Origin of the sequence: Peristeroidobacter soli, from assembly GCF_004138485.1 — a bacterium.
In the GTDB taxonomy this organism is placed as follows: Bacteria; Pseudomonadota; Gammaproteobacteria; order Steroidobacterales; family Steroidobacteraceae; genus Steroidobacter; species Steroidobacter soli.
This window is the reverse complement of record NZ_ML142848.1, coordinates 244671-262768: the sequence shown is the minus strand read 5'-3', so window position 1 is coordinate 262768 and position 18098 is coordinate 244671. Positions and strand designations below refer to the sequence as shown.

The 18098-nt window shown below is 63.3% G+C and carries 12 protein-coding genes; 9 read left to right on the top strand and 3 right to left on the bottom strand.

Translation table 11 applies throughout. The annotated features are described in order from the left end of the window. Position 1: 1 nt before the first annotated feature. Complete coding sequence (locus EKO19_RS01010) at positions 2-1066, bottom strand: FecR family protein (RefSeq protein WP_129774553.1); 1065 nt, start codon at positions 1064-1066, stop codon at positions 2-4. Further along, positions 1063-1791, bottom strand: coding sequence for an RNA polymerase sigma factor (locus EKO19_RS01005; protein WP_129774552.1), 729 nt, complete (start codon positions 1789-1791; stop codon positions 1063-1065). The genes EKO19_RS01010 and EKO19_RS01005 overlap by 4 nt, the downstream gene beginning before the upstream one ends. On the opposite strand from EKO19_RS01005, the gene EKO19_RS01000 reads away from it, so the two are divergent. The 4 genes from EKO19_RS01000 to EKO19_RS00985 all read left to right on the top strand — a co-directional run bounded on the left by EKO19_RS01000 (position 1780) and on the right by EKO19_RS00985 (position 10411). Beyond that, a complete protein-coding gene (locus EKO19_RS01000) occupies positions 1780-4335 on the top strand; it encodes a TonB-dependent receptor (RefSeq protein ID WP_175596916.1) in 2556 nt (851 codons plus the stop codon). The two genes, EKO19_RS01005 and EKO19_RS01000, sit on opposite strands and share 12 nt — an antisense overlap. Positions 4336-4360: 25 nt before the next feature. Continuing rightward, positions 4361-6100 carry a serine hydrolase domain-containing protein gene (locus tag EKO19_RS00995; protein ID WP_157995050.1) on the top strand — a complete coding sequence of 580 codons (1740 nt, stop codon included), beginning with the start codon at positions 4361-4363 and terminating at the stop codon, positions 6098-6100. Positions 6101-6347: 247 nt separating this feature from the next. Beyond that, a complete protein-coding gene (locus tag EKO19_RS00990; protein ID WP_217705064.1) occupies positions 6348-8498 on the top strand; it encodes a TonB-dependent siderophore receptor in 2151 nt (716 codons plus the stop codon). A gap of 62 nt (positions 8499-8560) precedes the next feature. Then, positions 8561-10411: a CocE/NonD family hydrolase gene (locus tag EKO19_RS00985; protein WP_129774549.1), complete on the top strand. Its 1851-nt coding sequence runs from the start codon at positions 8561-8563 to the stop codon at positions 10409-10411. Between the two features lie 2 nt (positions 10412-10413). On the opposite strand, the gene EKO19_RS00980 is transcribed toward EKO19_RS00985, so the two are convergent. Next, positions 10414-10932 carry an Lrp/AsnC family transcriptional regulator gene (locus tag EKO19_RS00980; protein ID WP_129774548.1) on the bottom strand — a complete coding sequence of 173 codons (519 nt, stop codon included), beginning with the start codon at positions 10930-10932 and terminating at the stop codon, positions 10414-10416. 246 nt (positions 10933-11178) lie between these two features. On the opposite strand from EKO19_RS00980, the gene EKO19_RS00975 reads away from it, so the two are divergent. From EKO19_RS00975 to EKO19_RS00955, 5 genes are read left to right on the top strand one after another with little or no spacing between them, the layout of a single operon-like run. After that, on the top strand, positions 11179-12693 hold the full coding sequence (locus tag EKO19_RS00975) for an amino acid permease (RefSeq protein ID WP_129774547.1): 1515 nt from the start codon (positions 11179-11181) through the stop codon (positions 12691-12693). Next, entirely contained in the window at positions 12693-14123 is a 1431-nt protein-coding gene (locus EKO19_RS00970) for an amidase family protein (RefSeq protein ID WP_157995049.1), read from the top strand. Before EKO19_RS00975 ends, EKO19_RS00970 begins: the two co-directional genes overlap by 1 nt. A 19-nt stretch (positions 14124-14142) precedes the next feature. After that, positions 14143-15762 (top strand): alpha/beta hydrolase fold domain-containing protein, encoded by a 1620-nt coding sequence (locus tag EKO19_RS00965; RefSeq protein ID WP_129774545.1) that lies wholly within the window; start codon positions 14143-14145, stop codon positions 15760-15762. After that, the gene (locus tag EKO19_RS00960; protein ID WP_217705063.1) at positions 15731-16783 is read left to right on the top strand and encodes an iron-containing alcohol dehydrogenase; all 1053 of its coding nucleotides are present in this window, start codon (positions 15731-15733) and stop codon (positions 16781-16783) included. The genes EKO19_RS00965 and EKO19_RS00960 overlap by 32 nt, the downstream gene beginning before the upstream one ends. 27 nt (positions 16784-16810) lie before the next feature. Continuing rightward, complete coding sequence (locus tag EKO19_RS00955) at positions 16811-18094, top strand: hydroxymethylglutaryl-CoA reductase, degradative (RefSeq protein WP_129774544.1); 1284 nt, start codon at positions 16811-16813, stop codon at positions 18092-18094. The last annotated feature ends 4 nt before the right edge of the window (positions 18095-18098 follow it).

Sequence of the window (18098 nt, the reverse complement as noted above, 5' to 3'; positions counted from 1 at the left end):
ATCAGCGGCCGCCGATCAGGAACTGGTCGGCGGTCGTTTGCACCCTGAGATCGTCCAGGCGGCCGAGAAACAACATCAGCGAATCCGGATCGTCGGCGTTGAAGGTCCCGGACAGCAGTTTGTTGCCGGCCGCGTCGTCGGTGACGACGATCCGTCGCTGGTTGTAGCGATTGAATTCCGCCGCGATCTCCTCCAGCCGCTTGCCATTGAATACCAGCTTGCGCTGTCGCCAGGCAACCGCGCTGGCGACGTCGTCGCTGGGGTCTTTGATCACGGAACGGTCCGGTGCGATGCTGACTTGCTCGCCGGCACTCAGCAGTTGCTGGGGTTCCTGTTCGCGCTCGGCGGTGTGATCGACGATGCGAACGCGCCCTTCGATGACCGCCACCTTGGTCTCGCTGCCGTCGCGATACACATTGAATTGCGTGCCTACGGCCTGAACCACGGTCCCGGCGGATTCGACGCGGAACGGTCGGGTCGGGTCGTGCTGCACGCTAAAGAACGCTTCGCCTTCCAGCAGCCGCACGTCGCGCGACGTCGAGGAGAAATGCACCTGCACGCGTGAGTGCGTGTTCAATTGCAATAGCGATCCATCCGGCAACTGCAAGGTCCGCTGCTCACCGACCGCGGTCGCGTAAGTCGGCCCGGCATGGATGCGCCAGCCTGCCCACGCGATCATCGTGATCGCCAGTATCGAGCTCGCGGCGATCGTCCAGGCCGCTGCGCGCCCCAGGCGTCGATGGGCCGTCGCGGTGGGTTCGAGGGCCGGCGGTTCGATCTCGGCGGGCGCCCCGGGATTGAGGCGAACGACATTGTCCCGGTTCTCGCTCGTAAGCGCCTCGGCGGCGAGCGCCTCCAGATCGGTGGCATCCAGCCGCCCGATGTCGCGCATCTCATCCCAGCGGGACGTCGCCAACAGAAATTCAGCCACATGCTGCGGCGAGCGTTTCAGCCAGCGCGTGAACTCGGCTTCCTGGTCCTGCCGGGCGTCGCGCAGATCGCAGATCCATTGCTGCGCCTGTTGGCTGATGAGCCTGCGCTCCCGGTCATGATCGTGGGTTTTCATGGGGGTCCTTGCTTGGAGGCTTCATCCCTGAGGGTGGCCATGGCTCGAAACAGGTGGACGCGGGCAGTGCTCGCGGAAATGCCGAGTTTGACCGCGATTTCGTCGTAGGACAGCTCTTCGCGGGTGGTCAGCAACAGCACCAGTCGCTGCATCGGCGGCAGCCGATCGATGCGTTCCTTGAGCGTCGCCCGCAGCAGCAACTGATCGTGGATCTCTTCGGGCGGCGCCGCGCTGTCGGGAAGATGTTCGGCGGCGGCCGCGGCCGAGTCGGAGTTGTACGTGATCGGGCTGCGGTGCTGGCGCAGATTGAATTCGTACAGGACGTGCAGGGCCACCCTGAATGCATAGGCTGCAGGCGACTTCACCTGCTTGCTATCGGTGAAGCGCAGCAGCCTCAAGTAAACCTCTTGGGCGAGATCCTCCACGTCCTCGGCGCGCCGCAGGCGACGCCTCAGGTAACTGCGCAACCCGCCACGCAATTCCTCGAACGCGGGTCCGCTTGCGTTCGGCCCGTCGCGTGGGGCAGGCGGCTCCGCGCCGGCGTCGGACAGGTCGTGATTCTCTCGACTCATGGGAGTAATGATCGGTTCGGGGCGATTTTTGTTTACCTCGGTAAACAGATTCTGTCGAGGCCGATCTTCATCAGTAAGGGCCGCGCGATGCCCGGCATCGGGCGCGGGTCCACCAACATGAAAGTCGGGGAGCGAATCATCATGCGGACGCATCGTGCACTGTTATTGACGGCAATTCTCGCGGCGCTCGGCGTGGCGCACGCTCAGGGGGCGCAGGAGGTGCCCGTCAAGCTCGACATCCAGGCGCAGCCCATCGGCGAGGCGCTCAATGAGTTTGCGCGTCAGGCCGGTGTGCAAGTGATCCTGCAGACCCCGGATGCCGAAGGCGTCACTTCGGAGCGCCTGGTGGGCGAGTACAAGCCGCGGATTGCGCTGGAGAAGCTGCTGGCCAACAGCGGGCTGGAGTTCGAGTATCTCAACGAGAACACCATTGCCGTGCGGCGGATTCCGCCGGCTCCTGAAAAGGCGTCCGCCGTCGAGGATTCGGCGGTGGTGGCCGAGATCATTGTCACCGCAACCAAGCGCGCCGAGAGTATCCAGGGCGTGCCGATCAGTATCACCGCGATCGGTAACCAGGAGATCGAGCGCCGCGGCCTGAAGGGCATGGCCGACTATCTCGCCGCGGTACCCGGCGTCAGCTACATCGAAACCCGCGCTTCCAGCAACGCGATCGTCATTCGCGGCATCGAAACTTCTCCGGATACTCAGAACTTCGGGGCCGGCACCACGGTCGCGACTTATTTCGGCGAGACGCCGATCACCAATTCCGCCGGTCTGCTCGGCGGCAGCGGCGTCGATCTCAAGCTGGTGGACATCGAGCGGGTCGAGGTGTTGCGCGGTCCCCAGGGCACATCTTTCGGCGACTCATCGCTCGGCGGCGCGGTGCGCACCATCCCGGTGGCGCCGGTGCTGACCCGCTTCGAAGGCAAAGTGGCCGCGAGCTATTCGAATACCAGCGGCAACGGCGGCGACAACACGATGTTTCAGGGGATTCTGAACGTGCCGCTGGTCGACGACCGGCTGGCGGTTCGCGTGGTCGGCTACAAATATGAGAACAGCGGCTACTACAACAACGTGTCCGGATCCGATCCGCAGATGCAGGCCTACGCCACGCTGTTGGGGCCGCAAGCCCTGGCGCTGGCCACGAACGCAAGCGATCGCGGCAGCGACGAACAGGTGGGCGGGCGCATGGCGATCGGCTGGCAGGCGCTCGATAATCTGCTGGTGACGCTGTCGCATGTGAGACAGACGTCCGAGCAGCAAGGCTTCAGCTCATCGCAGGGCCTGGACGATGGCTACGGCTACATCCGCTTTCGTATCAGTCCCCAGCATGCGATTCGCGGCGCGGTCGATCATGTCTATTACAACCGGGTCGACATCACCAACCTGGTGCTCGATTACGATGTGAGCTGGGCCGATCTGGTGGCGTCGGTGTCCTGGACCGATTCGGCGACCGAGTTCAGCAACGGTGCGTCGTTCAACTCCTACTACGACACCATGACGCGCAGCCCCTACAGCGCGTTGTCCGCCGAGCTGCGCATGGCATCGAAGCTCGACGGTCCGCTGCAGTTCCTGGCGGGCGTGTTCCATGAGAAATCCGATGCCAGTTCGGTGGAAACCTATGGCACGCTGATCGATCCGGCACGTAATCCCCGCGGCAACGGTGTCGATGACATCCTCGGCATCTACGACAACCGCCGCGATCTGAAACAAGATGCGCTGTTCGCGGAGATCTCCTATCAGCTGACGCAGCAACTGGAGCTCACCGTGGGCGGGCGCCACTATCGGTATGAGCGCGACAACCGGTTGGAAACCCAGGGCTGGTTCGTCGGTACGGCGTTGGGCGCGATCAACGTTTCCGACAACGACATCGACAAGTCCGGTGAGAACTTCAAGGCCAACCTGAGCTACAAGCCCACGGATACCGCGATGCTGTATGCCAGCTGGTCGCAGGGCTTCCGGCTCGGCCGGCCGAGCGCCGGACTCATCGACGCGGTCTGCGACACCAACCGCGACGGTCTGGTCGATGGCACCGATATCACCATGGCGTCGACGCGTGAAATCGATTCCGACACGCTGGACAACTACGAGCTGGGCGGCAAATTCACGTTGCTCGACGGTCGACTGGTGCTCAACGGCAGCGCCTATCGGATCAAGTGGGAGGGGCTGCCTACCAACACGCGCGTGACGTGCGGCTCGGCCGCCTATTTCTATGTGGCGAATGCCGGCGAGGCGATGTCGACGGGAGCGGAGCTGCAGGGCAGCCTGCAACTCACGCACGGCTTGCGAGTGGACTTCGGCGCTTCATACACCGATGCCGAGTTGACGGCGGATGCACCGGCGCTGAATGCGTTCGATGGCGATCGGTTGCCGGGATCGCCGAAGGTGGTCGCCAATCTGGCCCTGCAGTACGACTTCTCACTGGCCAGCGTCGATGCCTACACCCGCCTGGACGGTGCGTACACCGGCACGTTCTACGGCAATCTTCAGCAGAGCCCGCTCACCAAATCGGGCGGCTATACGCGGATCAATCTGCGTACCGGCGCGCATCTCCTCGGGGTCGATGCCGAGCTGTTCGTAAACAACCTGACGAACGTGGATGAGTTCGCGTGGCGCGGCTTGACCAACACGCTCGCCGGCTTTGGTTACATTCCACGGCCGCGCACCATCGGCATGCAGCTCGGATACAAGTTCTAAAACCGGGCGACGACAGGTCATGGCGATGAACAGATCCCGCGCCGTCGGTTGGGTCGCGATGTTGTGTGCCGGTTTGCTGCCGGGGTTGGTCGACGCCGCGGCAGTGGACGACCCGGCTCGGGTCGCCCGCGCCGCGCAGATCGTCGCTCAGGCATCCCGGCCGGATGAGCCGGGATGCGCGATCGGCGCCTATCGCTCGGGGCGGGCTTTGTTACATACGGCCTTTGGCCTGGCGGACCTCACGGATCGCAAGGCGCTCACGCCGCAGTCCGTGTTCGGCGCGGCGTCGATCTCCAAGCAATTCACCGCCGCCGCCGCCGCGATTGCCGCCGAGCAGGGATATTTCAGTCTCGATGATGACATTCGAAAAATCCTGACGGAGCTGCCCGACTATGGTCACAAAGTGGCGGTGCGCGATCTGATCCATCATGTCAGCGGCCTGCGCGATTTCAATCATCTGGTCAAACTGACGTTCAAGCCCGATCTGTATCGGGACAAGCCGGCCATCCTGAAGCTCATCGCCCGTCAGCAGCGCCTCAACTTCGTACCGCGCACCGAGTTCAGTTACAACAATTCAGGGTATCTGCTGCTCGCGGAGATTGTCGAGCGCGCCACGGGACGTTCATTGCAGGCATTCGCGGCCGACAACATCTTCAAGCCGCTCGGAATGACACACACCTACTTTGCACACGGCGCGCCGCCCGATGTGCTGCGAGCTCAACCGTATTCGAAGACGGCCGCGGGGTGGCAACCCACCGCGCAGGAAAATCTGATCACTCCCGGTCCGGGTGGATTGATGACCACCGTGGACGATTACCAGCGTTGGGCCGCCAATCTGATCGCCGCGCAGAGTCTGTTGCCGGGGGGCAAGGCACTGCAAAGCAGGTTACGCGAAACGGCGCTGCTCGCCGACGGCTCGCGCACCGATTACGCGTTCGGGCTGGAGACTGCGCCCTACAAAGGAAACGAGACGCTCAGCCACGGCGGCTCGGGATTGGGTTACAAGACCTACGCCATGATCTTTCCGAAGCGCGCGCTGGTCGTCGTCGGCCTGTGTAACAACGGTGCGTATGCGGACTCGCTGGTCATGGCGGTTGCCGACGCGTTGCTCGGCATCCCAGCGACTGTGGATAGCTCCAACTCCGTGACGACGCAGCGATCGAGCATGAGTGACCTGGCGCGTTTTGTCGGGTTCTACCGCGATCCTCAGCTTGCCTTGCCGCGAATCGTCAGCGTGCGCGACGGTGCTCTGCACATGGTCGGTGACGTCATCGAGCATACATTGCGGCGGGTTGCGGCGAATCGGTTCGAGGCGAGCGGCGTCAAAGGTGAGTTCGAATTCGCGGCGCCCCCGGACGGCAGCGCTGTTTCACCAGGTTTCCGGCAGTTGCATCCCAGTCTGTCGAGCGGCACCAGCAGGTTCGAGCGGATCGAGGTCGCGCAGCCAAGCGCGGCGCGTCTGCAAGGCTATGTGGGGCGTTACTACAGCGCCGAGCTCGATACGTTGTACGAGGTGTCGGTGGCGGAGGGGCGGCTGACGATGCGCGGCGGACGCGACCGGCCATCGATTCAAACGCCGGCGATCTCGCTCGAACCCATGCTGGAGGATGAGTTCGTCTCGCTCGAGCATCGTTTCATCGCCCGGTTTGTCCGCGACCGGCAGCAGGGCATCCGTGGATTCAAGGCGAGCGCTCAGTTTGGTTGGGTGCGGGATATCGAGTTCACCCGGGTCGAGGACGATGCGAAGCAGAACGGCGCTGATTGATTCGACGCTGTTTCGAGGTCGCCGATCCTATCTTTCTTCGCGACATGCCCGCGCGGATCTGCGCATTTGTGCCGCATGACGCGCGGATTCTTGCGCTCGGAGTGAGAAAAATCTTTTAATTTCAAGGCTCAGCCGCGATTCGGCGCCTGTCGTCCAGTGGATGGACGGCAGCGCGCGACGATCCCATATTGGTCCCCGGGGATCACAAAGTCCTAATAGAGAAAATCGGCTGGGAGACCTTGTACCAATGAAGCTTCGATCCGCGGCGCCCCGGCGCCAGTGCGTTCTGTCCACGGCGATTCTTGCAGCGGGTGCGTTTGCCGGCACCGCGCACGGTCAGACGACCGCCGACGCGGGCACTTCGAACATGAAAGCCGAGTCGCTGGAGGAAGTGTTCGTCGTGGCCCAGCGCGCCCGGCGCGTCAGCAGCGGTGCCACCAATCTGGACATGGCGATCAAGGAAACCCCGCAGTCGATCAGCGTGATCAACGCGGAGCAGATGGAGCAGTTCGGCTCGGACAATCTGAACGATTCGCTGCGCATGGCCACCGGCATCCAGGTCGAGCAGACCTCGACCAATCTCACTCAGTTCCTGGCGCGCGGCTTCGAGATCAAGAACACCCAGATCGACGGCGTCGGCCTGCCCAACGGCTGGGGCCTGGTCACCAACAGAATCGACACGTTCGGCTTCGAAAAGCTGGAAGTGATCCGTGGCGCGAACGGTCTGCTGACCGGCGTCGGCAACGCCTCCGGCACCATCAACTATGTCCGCAAGCGTCCGACCAACGAAGCGCAGGGCAAGATCGGCGTGACCATCGGCTCCTGGGATCGCCGCCGCGTCGAGGCCGATTACTCGACGCCATTCAACGAAGCGGGCACCTGGGCCGGCCGCCTGGTGGTCGCGAACGAGGAGAGCGATTCGTACCTGCGCGACTTCGAGTCCGGTACGAAATATGTTTACGGCGTGATCGACGGCCAGATCGGCGAGAACGGCTCGCTGGCGTTCGGCTATTCCTGGCAGGAGGCCAAGACCGACCACGGCATGTGGGGCGCGCTGACCTTCACGGATGTCGACGGCAATCGGCTCAACTGGGATCGCAGCGCCTCGGCCACTCAGGATTGGGTGCACTGGAACTCCACCACGAAAGCCGCTTTCGTCGAGTACACCCACCGGCTCGGCGACGACTGGAAAGTGGAGACGTCGTACAACTATCGCCTGTACGAGCACGACTCCAAGATCTTCATGGCGTATTCGCTCGCCGGCATGGATCCGGTGACTCACGAAGGGTTGTATGGCTGGGCCTACCGCAGCCCGTACCAGACCGAGGCGCATCTGGTCGACGTGAAGCTCAACGGCAGGTTCGAGCTGTTCGGCCGCGAGAGTGAAGCGATGCTCGGCGTGAGCTGGGCGAAGAGCGATGGCGTGGACTACTACAACCCGACGGACACGACCGGCGTGCAGTTCCAGGCGTTGCCCGCCTTCCCGTTTGCCGGCGACGCGATTCCCGAACCGGTGTGGGGCGCGAAGGCGGTTTACACGACCATGGACCAGGAGATGAAGCGCGTGTTCGGCGCGAGCCGGGTGGCATTGACCGACCGATTGAAGGCCATCATCGGCTTCAACTGGGCCGAATACTCGCTCGATGCCGTCGACAACACCGGCCAGGTCACCGACAAGACCGACCGCAAGTTCGCTCCGTATGCCGGCTTGACGTTCGACTTCACCGACCGGGTCCTCGGCTACGTCAACTATTCGTACATCTTCCAGCCGCAGGAGCAGGTCGACATCAACCGCGGTTATCTGGCACCGACCAAGGGCACGAACTACGAGACCGGCGTCAAGGTCGAGTGGCTGGACCAGCGCCTGTTGACGACCTTCGCCGTGTTCAAGGCGAAGCAGGATGGCCTCGCGACGTATGTCGACACCATCTTCATGCCCGGTTACGCCTATGGTTACTACCGAGGGGTCGACGTCGAATCCGAGGGCCTCGAGTTCGAGGCCACCGGCAAGCTCGGCGAGAATGTCGATGTGTTGCTCGGCTACACCTATCTGCGGATGGATGGCGAAGACGGCGACGACACCTATTCGTGGGTGCCGCGCCGGACTGCCAATGCGACGATCAGCGCGCGAGTGCCGAGTTTCACGGCGCTATCCTTCGGCATCAGCGGCAAGTGGCAGAGCGGTATCAAGGGTGAGGAGGATTACACCTTCCACCCGGTTTACCAGGACAGCTATGCGCTGGTGAACGCGTTCGCGGCCTGGGATATCCAGCCGAACATCACGGTCCGCGGCAACGTCAACAACATCGGCGACGAGAAGTACATCACCAGCCTGTACAACGTGGGCTACTACGGTGCGCCACGTAACTACTCGCTGAGCGTGGACTGGCGCTTCTAAGTCGTCCGCATCGTTGGCATCATCGCCGCCGGCCTGTGGTTGGCCGGCGGCGAGAGAGTCATATGACTTCTGCTTGGACTGCATTGGGACGATGCGCGCTGGTTACAGTGCTGTTCATCAGCTCGCTCGCCAGCGCGGCCAACTACGAACGCCGCGTCTTCGACATCCCCATGCGCGATGGGGTGAAGCTGCACACGGTGATCGTGATTCCGAAGGGTGCGAACGAGGCGCCCATCCTGCTCACGCGCACGCCCTACAACGCGGAGTGGATGACGAAGCAGAAAGAGAGCAGCGACATGCGCGTGCTGCTCGAAGGCTTCGACAATGCCGCCGATGTGATCGTGGACGGCGGCTACATCCGGGTCGTTCAGGACATTCGCGGCAAGCACGGCTCGGGCGGCGACTTTGTCATGACCCGGCCGCTCGCCGGCTCGCCGTTCAATCGCACTTCAGTGGACGAATCGACGGACGCTTACGACACCATCGATTGGCTGGTGAAGCACGTCGCCGAGAGCGACGGCAAGGTCGGCGTCATCGGCATTTCCTATAACGGCTTCACGACGCTGATGGCGCTGGTGAATCCGCATCCCGCCCTGAAAGTCGCCGTGCCGATGGACCCGATGGTCGACGGCTGGCGCGGCGACGACTGGTTTCATAACGGCGCCTTCCGCCAGTACGCGATCGCCGCCATTCACGGCAGCGAGTCACGCGACAACAGTCTCGAATTCCCGTGGGACAGCACCGATCGCTACGAAACATTCATGCGCGCCGGATCGGTGGGAGAACTGGCGCGCCAGCGCGGCACCGATAAGGTTCAGTACTGGCGAAACATCGTCGAGCATCCGGCCTACGATGAGTTCTGGCAGTCGCAGGCCGTCGACCGGATCCTTGCGAGCCGGCCGCTGCAGGTGCCGGTGATGATTTCGCACTCGCTGTGGGATCAGGAAGATATCTACGGCGCCACCGCGGTCTACCAAGCCATCGAGCCCAAGGACAAGACGGGCAGGATGGTCTATCTCACCTTGGGGCCCTGGCACCACGCGCACGCCATCTTCGATGGCAGCAGCGTCGGCAAGATTCGCTGGGGGCACGACACGGCGAAGTGGTGGCGACAGCACGTGCTCGCCCCGTTTCTCGCGCATCATTTGAAAGGCACGCCGATGGATGTGGCGCCGGTCACCGCGTTTCAGTCGGGGACCAACGAATGGCGACGGCTGGAACAATGGCCGCCGGCGCAAGCGAGCACCACCAGGCTCTATCTGAAGCCGAAGGGCGAGTTGGGGTTCGCGGCAACTCCAGGCGCGATGCAAACGGCGAACTACATTTCCGATCCGGCCGATCCGGTGACGTTCGTGCCGCGTCCGATTCGAGTGGACGACGACGGCGAGCAATGGGAACCGTGGCTGACGAGCGATCAGCGCAGCAGTGCCGCGCGGTCTGACGTGCTCACATTCACATCGAAAGTGCTCGATAAAGCAGTGAGCATCGCGGGCGAGCCAATGGTCAAGCTCATGGCGTCGAGCAGCGGCACGGACAGCGATTGGGTCGTGAAGCTCATCGATGTGTATCCGGATCGAGCGGACGATCCGGGGATGAGTGGCTATCAGTTGCCCATAGCAATGGAGATCTTTCGCGGCCGCTATCGCAAGTCGCTGTCGCAAGCGGCGCCGCTCGAGCCCGATGTGCCGTTGCTGTACGAGTTCGCGTTACCCGATGCGAATCACGTGTTCCGGCCCGGTCATCGCATCATGGTTCAGGTGCAGTCGAGCTGGTTCCCGCTCTACGACCGCAATCCGCAGACGTTCGTCCCGAACATTTTCTTCGCCAGGCCGCGTGACTACGTAAAGGCGACGCAGAAGGTGGTGGTCGCTGGCCCCGATGCAAGTCACATCGTGTTGCCCGTCACGCAGTGACCTCAGTCGCCGGGCTTCTGGATCAGCTTGTAGCCCTTGAACGTCTTGATCTGATCCATCAGGAAGTGCGAGACGATCTTTTCCACGCCGAAGCCGCCGTTCACCAGCACGGTCATGATGCGTTTCCACGCATGCATGTCGGGCACGACCACGCGCAGGATGTAGTCGACGTTGCCGCTGACCCGATACGACTCGACGATCTCCGGGAGGGTTTCGATGCAGGCGTCGAAGTCGTGCAGATTCTTGATCGTGTGCTGCGAGAACGTGATGTGCGCCATCACGATGGTCACGCTGCGCATCTTGTCGACCTGGATCTGCGCGCGGTAGGCGCTGATCAGCCCGCGGGTTTCGAGGTCGCGTACCCGTCGCAGGCAGGCGCTCGGCGACAGCGCGACCCGATCGGCCAGCGCCTGGTTGGTGATCCGGGCGTCCTTCTGCAGGACCTCCATGATCTTGAGGTCGATCTGGTCCACCTCTTCGAAGTTCGCGGGGGTGTCTTTCTTTTCATGCGGGGCGCTCATCACACGTACCTGCTGCGGGGCGAGCGGCGCGGGCGGTCGATCCTGTCAATCTCCCGGACCTGCCGGTAAGGATCTGCGTCTTTTGCCGGCCCGCCGCGCCGATTGTTGCGTGGTCTCAGGAAAAAAGCCTTGCACATCAAGGGCTGTGCACCTGCCTCACGCCGTGGCTGATGGCTGGACGTTGACGCCGACTATATCCATATTTACTCGCACGCGTCACGCCACCCGAACGTTCTGGCCGAAGTAATGACACAACCAGGGAATCCTCCCGACTCGCAATCCGCAGCTTCGCTGCGTCCCTCGCTCGGCTGGGCGGGGCTGCTGGTGCTGGGGGTCGCCAACATCCTTGGCGCCGGCGTCTTCGTCATGACCGGTACCGCCGCGGCGTCCTTCGCCGGGCCGGCCGTCACCATCTCGTTCCTGCTCGCCGGCTTCGCGTGCTTGCTGGTGGGCCTGTGCTACGCCGAGCTGGCGTCGCGGCTGCCGGAGTCGGGATCTTCTTACACCTACACCCGCCGCACGTTCGGTGCACTGCCGGGATGGGCGCTCGGCTGGCTGCTCTTCCTGGAGTACAACATCGCCGCGTCCATGCTCGGCCTGGGCTTCGGCGGCTATCTCCTGAGCCTGCTCGGCGATTTCGGTATTCACGTGCCGGCGAGCGTGTCGACCTCGCTGGTGACCGCGAAACTGGTGGACGGCGTCGGCTTTCAATTCGGCATTGGCAACAGCGTGAACCTGGTCGCGGCTGCGGCGTGTCTCGGTGCCGGCATCATTCTCGCGCTCGGCATCTCGAAGTCCGCGCTCGTCAATTCCGTGCTGGTGGTGATCAAGGTGCTGGTGCTGGTTGGCTTCGTGCTGGCCGGTGCGCACGCGGTCGATCCGACCAACTGGCAGCCGTACATCCCGGCCAACGAAGGCGGATTCACGTATGGCTGGGAAGGCATCGCGCGCGCTGCTTCGTTGCTGTTCTTCGCCTTCCTCGGTTTTGAAACGGTGTCGACGGCCGCCGCCGAGACGCGCAATCCCCATCGCGACGTGCCGGTGGGCATTCTCGGTTCGTTGGCGATCTGCGCGTTGTTGTACGTGGCGGTCGCGACAGTGCTGACTGGGTTGGTGCCGTTCCGCGAGCTCGGCGTCGCCGATCCCATCGCGCTCGCGGTCGATCGCATCGGTTGGCCCGTGATCGCCACGCTGATCAAGATCGGTGCGCTGGCCGGCCTCGGTTCGGTGCTTCTCGCCAATGCCTTCGGTCACTCGCGCGTCTGCTACGCGATGTCCAACGACGGCTATCTGCCGCGACTGTTCTCGGTGGTCCATCCGAAGCGCAACAGTCTGTGGAAGGCCAATCTCATGCTGGCCAGTCTCGCCGGGCTCGGCGCGGCGCTGCTGCCGATCTCGGTGCTGGCCGACATGATTTCGCTCGGCGTGTCGCTCACGTTCGCGATGGTGGCGGCCGCGCTGATCGACCTGCGCAGTCGCGAGCCGGAAAAACAAGGGCGCTTCCGCGTGCCGCTGGGCGGCGTGTGGATCAACGGGATCTGGTTCGGCACGGTGCCGGTGCTCGCCATCATCGTCAGCTTCCTGATGACCTTGCCGGTGCTGCTCGATCTGGTGAATCAGATCCGTCACGGCGAATGGCTGCCTGCTTGCCTGCTGCTGACTTATCTCGCGATCGGATTCGCGATCTACACGCTGTATGGCAAGCCACGGGCTCAGAGCCTGCAGACGGCGCCCGCCGAGCTTTCGGGAAGTTTGAACTGATGACGATCCGCGAAGTTTCATTGTCCGATGCGCTGGCGCTCGGCAAGCTGGATGCGCACGATCAGGCACGACTCGTCCGCGCTGGCGAGCTGCCGGTCGAGGCACTGACGGAGGCCGCGATTCTGCGCATCGACGCGCTCGATCCGACCGTGCGTGCCTTGAGTCATTACGATCCCGCTCTGGCTCGCGCTGAAGCTCGAGCGCTGCGCGAAAGCGGCGGCACGATGCGCGGTGTGCCGTGGCTGCCGAAAGATTCGCTGGATTATCCCGGCATGCCGACGACGTCCTGTTCACGCAGCCGGACGCGCAAGGCCATTCAACATGGCTATCCGTACGTGCAACGCATGCAGCAGGCCGGGTTGGTCGCGCTCGGCAAGTCTTCGATGCCGGAGTTTGGATTGTTGGCGTCGACCGAGCCGCTCGCGGGACCGACGACGCGCAATCCGTGGTCGCTCGAGCATTCACCGGGCGGATCGAGCGGTGGCGCCGTCGCTGCTATCGCAGCCGGGCTCGTGCCACTCGCGCACGGCAGTGACGGCGGCGGTTCGATTCGCTTGCCGTCGTCATGCTGTGGCGTGGTCGGACTGAAACCCGGACGCGACAGCACGGTTCGCGTGCGCGCCCGTCACCTCGTCGAAGATTTGCTGGTCGCGGACAGTCTGCATTCACGCAGTGTTCGTGACGTTGCGTGGGGCTTCGCCGCGGCTCACTACGATTCAAAACGCTCTGTTGTGACTGGTCCTTCGTCACGTCGCCTGCGTATCGCAGTGATCGAACATGGCTTGCGAGGGAATGTCCCGCACGCGGACGTCGCTCGGGCAATCGCATCCACCGCGGATCTGTGCGCGAGTCTTGGGCACAAGGTCGAACGGACTTCCTGGCCCATCGACGGTCATGCCTTTCTCGATTCGTTCGAAAACATCTGGTCGCACCTGGCCGCGGACTGTGTCGATGCGACTCGCGCGCTGTTGGGCGGCGGCCGGCTGGAGGATGCAATCGAGCCGTGGACCATCGGGCTGGGCAAGCGTGCCGAAGGATTGCCGACGACGGCACTGGAGCGCGCGTATCAACAGATCGCACGGCTGCCGATTCAGCTCAATGAGTTCTTCTCGCGCTTCGATGTTGTTCTGTCGCCGGTGACGAACGCACCGCCGCCGCTGCTCGGCACCTATGGGCCGGCGGTGCCGATGGAACAGCTGATGTCGACGATGTTCGACTGGATCGCGTACACGCCGCTGCAAAACATGGCGGGTACGCCGGCCATTTCGTTGCCGCTGTTCCAGAGCAGCGAAGGGTTGCCCATCGGCAGCATGTTTGCCGCGGATCGCGCGCAAGAAGACGTGTTGCTCACGCTGGCGTTCGAGCTCGAAGCCGCGTTGCCCTGGGCCCAGCGCTGGCCCAGGCACAGCGTCGCCACTTTCAATTCATAAGTTCACCTCGACGATTTTCATGAGCAACCGATTCGAACCCCGCAGCGCCGAGGACCTTCGTGCCCTGGTGCAGGAGCAACCTCTGGCATGGATCGTCTCCGGCGGGCCGGGCGCACAGCATGCGACGCCGCTGCCGGTGCAACTCGTGTGCGATGCCGATGGCACGCCGCGAACCTTATTGGGTCATTTCGCCCGACGCAATCCGCAAGTGGCAGCGCTCGCTGCCACCTCGCGAGCCACGGTATTGCTGATCGGCCCGCACGGTTACATCTCGCCCTCGTGGGTGAGCGACCGCACCTGGGGTCCGACGTGGAATTACGCGAGCGCGGTGTTCGATGTCGATCTGAAGTTTTGCGACACGCGCGCGGATGCGGATCGTTTGCTGTCGGGGCTGGTCGAGCAAATGGAGACGAATCGTCCGGCCGCCTGGTCGAGCGAAGAGATGGGTGCGCGTTACGACAAGCTCGTGGCCGGCATCATCGGTTTCGAGGCCAGAATTCTCGCCGTGCGCAGCTGTTTCAAGCTGGGTCAGGACGAGCGCGACGAAGTGTTCGCCGACATCCTGCGTGCGCTGGATATCAAAGACCAGGCGCCGTTGACCAAGTGGATGCGTCGCTTCGGCGAATCCCGGCCGGCGCAGGCATTGGCACCGAGTCAGCCGCCGCCGCGCGCGCTCGATCCGGAAATCAAACGTTTCATCGACGACGTCATCGCGAAGGGCCGCGAGCTGACCGCGGGCCGTGACCTCAGTTGGCCTGAGCGCCGCGAAATCTGCGAGATCACTCGCGCGCCCTGGACCAAGGGCGGGCCGGTGATCGCCGACACTCGCAACATCGTCGCCGAGACGAAGGCCGGTCCCGTTCGCCTGCGTATCTACGATCCGTCGCCGGGTCACGGCAAGCCGACGTTTGTTTACATGCACGGCGGCGGCTGGTCGTTGTTCAGCGTGAACACGCACGATCGAGTGATGCGCGAATTCGCACACCGCGGCGGCATGGCCGTCGTGGGTGTCGATTACGATCTGTCTCCCGAAGTCCGCTATCCGACCGCACTGAATCAAGTGATCGCCGTCGTGCACTGGTTGCACGAGCAAGGTCGGGCGCATGGTCTGGACGGCGAACGGATCGCGGTGGGAGGCGACTCCGCGGGCGGCAATCTTTCGATGGGCGCCGCGCTGCGCTTGCGGGACGCCGGTCATCCGAATCTGGTGAAAGCAGTGTTGAGCATCTACGGCGGCTCGACGCCGGATTGCTCGCCGGCTTCTCGGCAACGCTATGGCACCGAGCAAGACATGCTGACGACCAACGAAGTCGACACGTTCTGGGACAACTACATCGGCCGCCTCGGCGATCGGCGCGACCCGTATGTAGCAACCGCGTATGCGCCGTTGCAGGGCTTGCCGCCAGTGTTTCTGGTGATTGCCGAGTGCGACATCCTGGCCGAACAGAACTTGCACATGGCCGGCCGCTTGCTCGAAGCCGGCGTCCAGGTGCAGGCCAAGGTTTACCCAGGCGCGCCGCACAGCTTCATCGAGGCGGTTGCCATCTCGCGCGTTGCCAACGAAGCGGTTGACGACGGCGTCGCGTTCCTGCGTTCGGTGTTACTGCATGAGCGAGGTGCCCGCGTCCATGTGGCATGAAGCGGGCATCGGCTCATTCGAGTGTCCGACGAAGCTCATCTTCGGCGTCGGTGCTCATGAGCGGCTCGCCGATCTGGTTCGTGAGCATGCGTCCAAACGTTTGCTGGTGCTGCTCGATCCCGCGCTCGTGGACAGCGCCATTCACCGCAAGGTGGCCGACATCCTGGCGCAGATCGACGTTGCGACGGTCGTGCTCAGCGATATCGATGTTCAAGCTGCATTCGAGCGGAGTCGTGAACGGCATGCCGAAGGAATCGTGGCTATCGGTGGCGAGAACACCATCGAGGTGGCGAAGTCGGTCGATCTGCTGATGTCGTCGTTGCCGCTGATCTCCATCCCGACGACGGCCGGCACGCGAGCCGCAGTGTCGGCGGAGGGGGCGGCCGCGATTCTGGATCCGCTCACAGTGGGCCCCATGCCCAGCCATGACGCGGCCCATGCCGGCATCGACGCCTTCGTGCATGCATTCGAGTCCTACTTGTCCAAACGAGCCACGGTCTTTTCCGATGCGCTGAACTTGCACGCGATGACACTGATCGCGGCCAGCATTCGCGTCTTCGTCGCGGATCGAAACAACCCATCGGCCGCGCTGGATATGTTGTGTGGATCGGCCATGGCCGCGATGTCGTTCGGCGTCACCGGATTGGGCAATGTGAGTTGCATGGCGTCGGCGGTGAGCTCGTTGTTCCCAGTGCCGCAGGGGCTGGCCAGTGCCGTCTGTTTGCCGCACGCCGCCGCGTTCAACGCGCCTGCGAATCCCGAGCGATATGCGCGGATCGCTGCAGTGTTGGGCATCGACGGCAGCGGTCGACGTGAAGCGAAGGGTGGGGCACAGGCCATTCACGGGCTGCGCGCACTTTGCAGCGATCTTGGCATTCCGCCGCGCTTGCGCGATGTCGGGATCGATGAAGATCGGCTGAATGAATTGGCTCGACGCAGCTTTGCCTCGGACCACAGCACCTGCAATCCGCGCCTCACCAGCGAGCAGGACTTTCTGGAGCTGTTTCGTTCTGCGTATTGAATATCGATTAGCACTCGCGAGACGATCATGACACTCGATTCACGCCTGCCGAATTTCCGCTCGTTGACTCCCTCACAGCGCCTGCGTGCGCTTGCCGATGCCGGCATCGTCGCGGCCGCCGACGTGGATCTGCTCGCCAAGCCCGGCTCGCTGCCGATTGGCGCGGCCGATGGAATGATCGAGAACGTCATCGGCACCTTCGAGCTGCCGCTCGCGGTGGCCAGCAACTTCCGGATCAATGGCAAGGACGTCGTCGTGCCGATGGTGGTGGAAGAGCCGTCGATCGTCGCCGCGGCCTCGTTCATGGCCAAGCTGGTGCGTGAGTCGGGCGGCTTCTTCACATCGAGCACGCCGCCGCTGATGCGTTCTCAGATTCAAGTCATCGGCGTGTCCGATCCTCATGGCGCGCGTCAGGCCATCCTGCGTGCGCGCGCCGAGTTGATCGAGGTGGCGAACGGCCGTGACAAGGTACTGGTCGGGTTGGGCGGCGGCTGTCGGGACATCGAGGTGCATGTGTTCCCCGAAACGCCTCGCGGTCCCATGGTCGTCGCTCACCTGATCGTCGACGTCCGCGACGCCATGGGTGCCAATACCGTGAACACCATGGCCGAGGCGGTGGCAACGAAGATCGAAGGCATCACCGGCGGGTCGGTCCGCCTTCGTATCCTTTCCAATCTCGCCGACCTGCGTCTGGCGCGGGCCAGTCTGCGTGTATCGCCGTCGGTGCTCGCGACGTCGGAATATTCCGGTGAACGCGTGATCGAAGGAATGCTCGACGCCTACACGTTCGCCGCTGTCGATCCTTATCGGGCCGCGACTCATAACAAAGGCATCATGAACGGCATCGATCCCATCGTCGTTGCCACCGGCAACGACTGGCGTGCCGTCGAGGCAGGTGCGCATGCGTACGCGTCGCGCAGCGGTCACTACACTTCGTTGACGACCTGGGAGCGCGCGAATGACGGCGATCTGATCGGCACCATTGAGATGCCGATGCCGGTGGGCCTGGTCGGCGGCGCGACCAAGACACATCCGCTGGCGCGAGCTGCGTTGAGAATCCTGCAAGTGACTTCGGCTCAAGAGCTGGCCGAGATCATCGTTGCCGTCGGTCTCGCGCAGAACATGGGTGCGATGCGCGCACTCGCCACCGAAGGAATCCAGCGCGGGCACATGGCGCTGCACGCTCGCAATATCGCGGTGGCGGCTGGTGCCGTCGGGGCTGAAGTGGATGCGGTCGTCAAACGCATGGTCGAGTTGCGCGACGTTCGCATGGATCTGGCCGTCGAATTGCTCGCGCAGGCGCGCAAGTGAGGTT

Excerpts from the sequence above, each read along its gene's own strand:
- EKO19_RS01010 (WP_129774553.1), bottom strand. The coding sequence starts at position 1,066 with ATGAAAACCCACGATCATGACCGGGAGCGCAGGCTCATCAGCCAACAG.
- EKO19_RS01000 (WP_175596916.1), top strand. The coding sequence starts at position 1,780 with ATGCGGACGCATCGTGCACTGTTATTGACGGCAATTCTCGCGGCGCTC.
- EKO19_RS01005 (WP_129774552.1), bottom strand. The coding sequence starts at position 1,791 with ATGCGTCCGCATGATGATTCGCTCCCCGACTTTCATGTTGGTGGACCC.
- EKO19_RS00995 (WP_157995050.1), top strand. The coding sequence starts at position 4,361 with ATGAACAGATCCCGCGCCGTCGGTTGGGTCGCGATGTTGTGTGCCGGT.
- EKO19_RS00990 (WP_217705064.1), top strand. The coding sequence starts at position 6,348 with ATGAAGCTTCGATCCGCGGCGCCCCGGCGCCAGTGCGTTCTGTCCACG.
- EKO19_RS00985 (WP_129774549.1), top strand. The coding sequence starts at position 8,561 with ATGACTTCTGCTTGGACTGCATTGGGACGATGCGCGCTGGTTACAGTG.
- EKO19_RS00980 (WP_129774548.1), bottom strand. The coding sequence starts at position 10,932 with ATGAGCGCCCCGCATGAAAAGAAAGACACCCCCGCGAACTTCGAAGAG.
- EKO19_RS00975 (WP_129774547.1), top strand. The coding sequence starts at position 11,179 with ATGACACAACCAGGGAATCCTCCCGACTCGCAATCCGCAGCTTCGCTG.
- EKO19_RS00970 (WP_157995049.1), top strand. The coding sequence starts at position 12,693 with ATGACGATCCGCGAAGTTTCATTGTCCGATGCGCTGGCGCTCGGCAAG.
- EKO19_RS00965 (WP_129774545.1), top strand. The coding sequence starts at position 14,143 with ATGAGCAACCGATTCGAACCCCGCAGCGCCGAGGACCTTCGTGCCCTG.
- EKO19_RS00960 (WP_217705063.1), top strand. The coding sequence starts at position 15,731 with ATGAGCGAGGTGCCCGCGTCCATGTGGCATGAAGCGGGCATCGGCTCA.
- EKO19_RS00955 (WP_129774544.1), top strand. The coding sequence starts at position 16,811 with ATGACACTCGATTCACGCCTGCCGAATTTCCGCTCGTTGACTCCCTCA.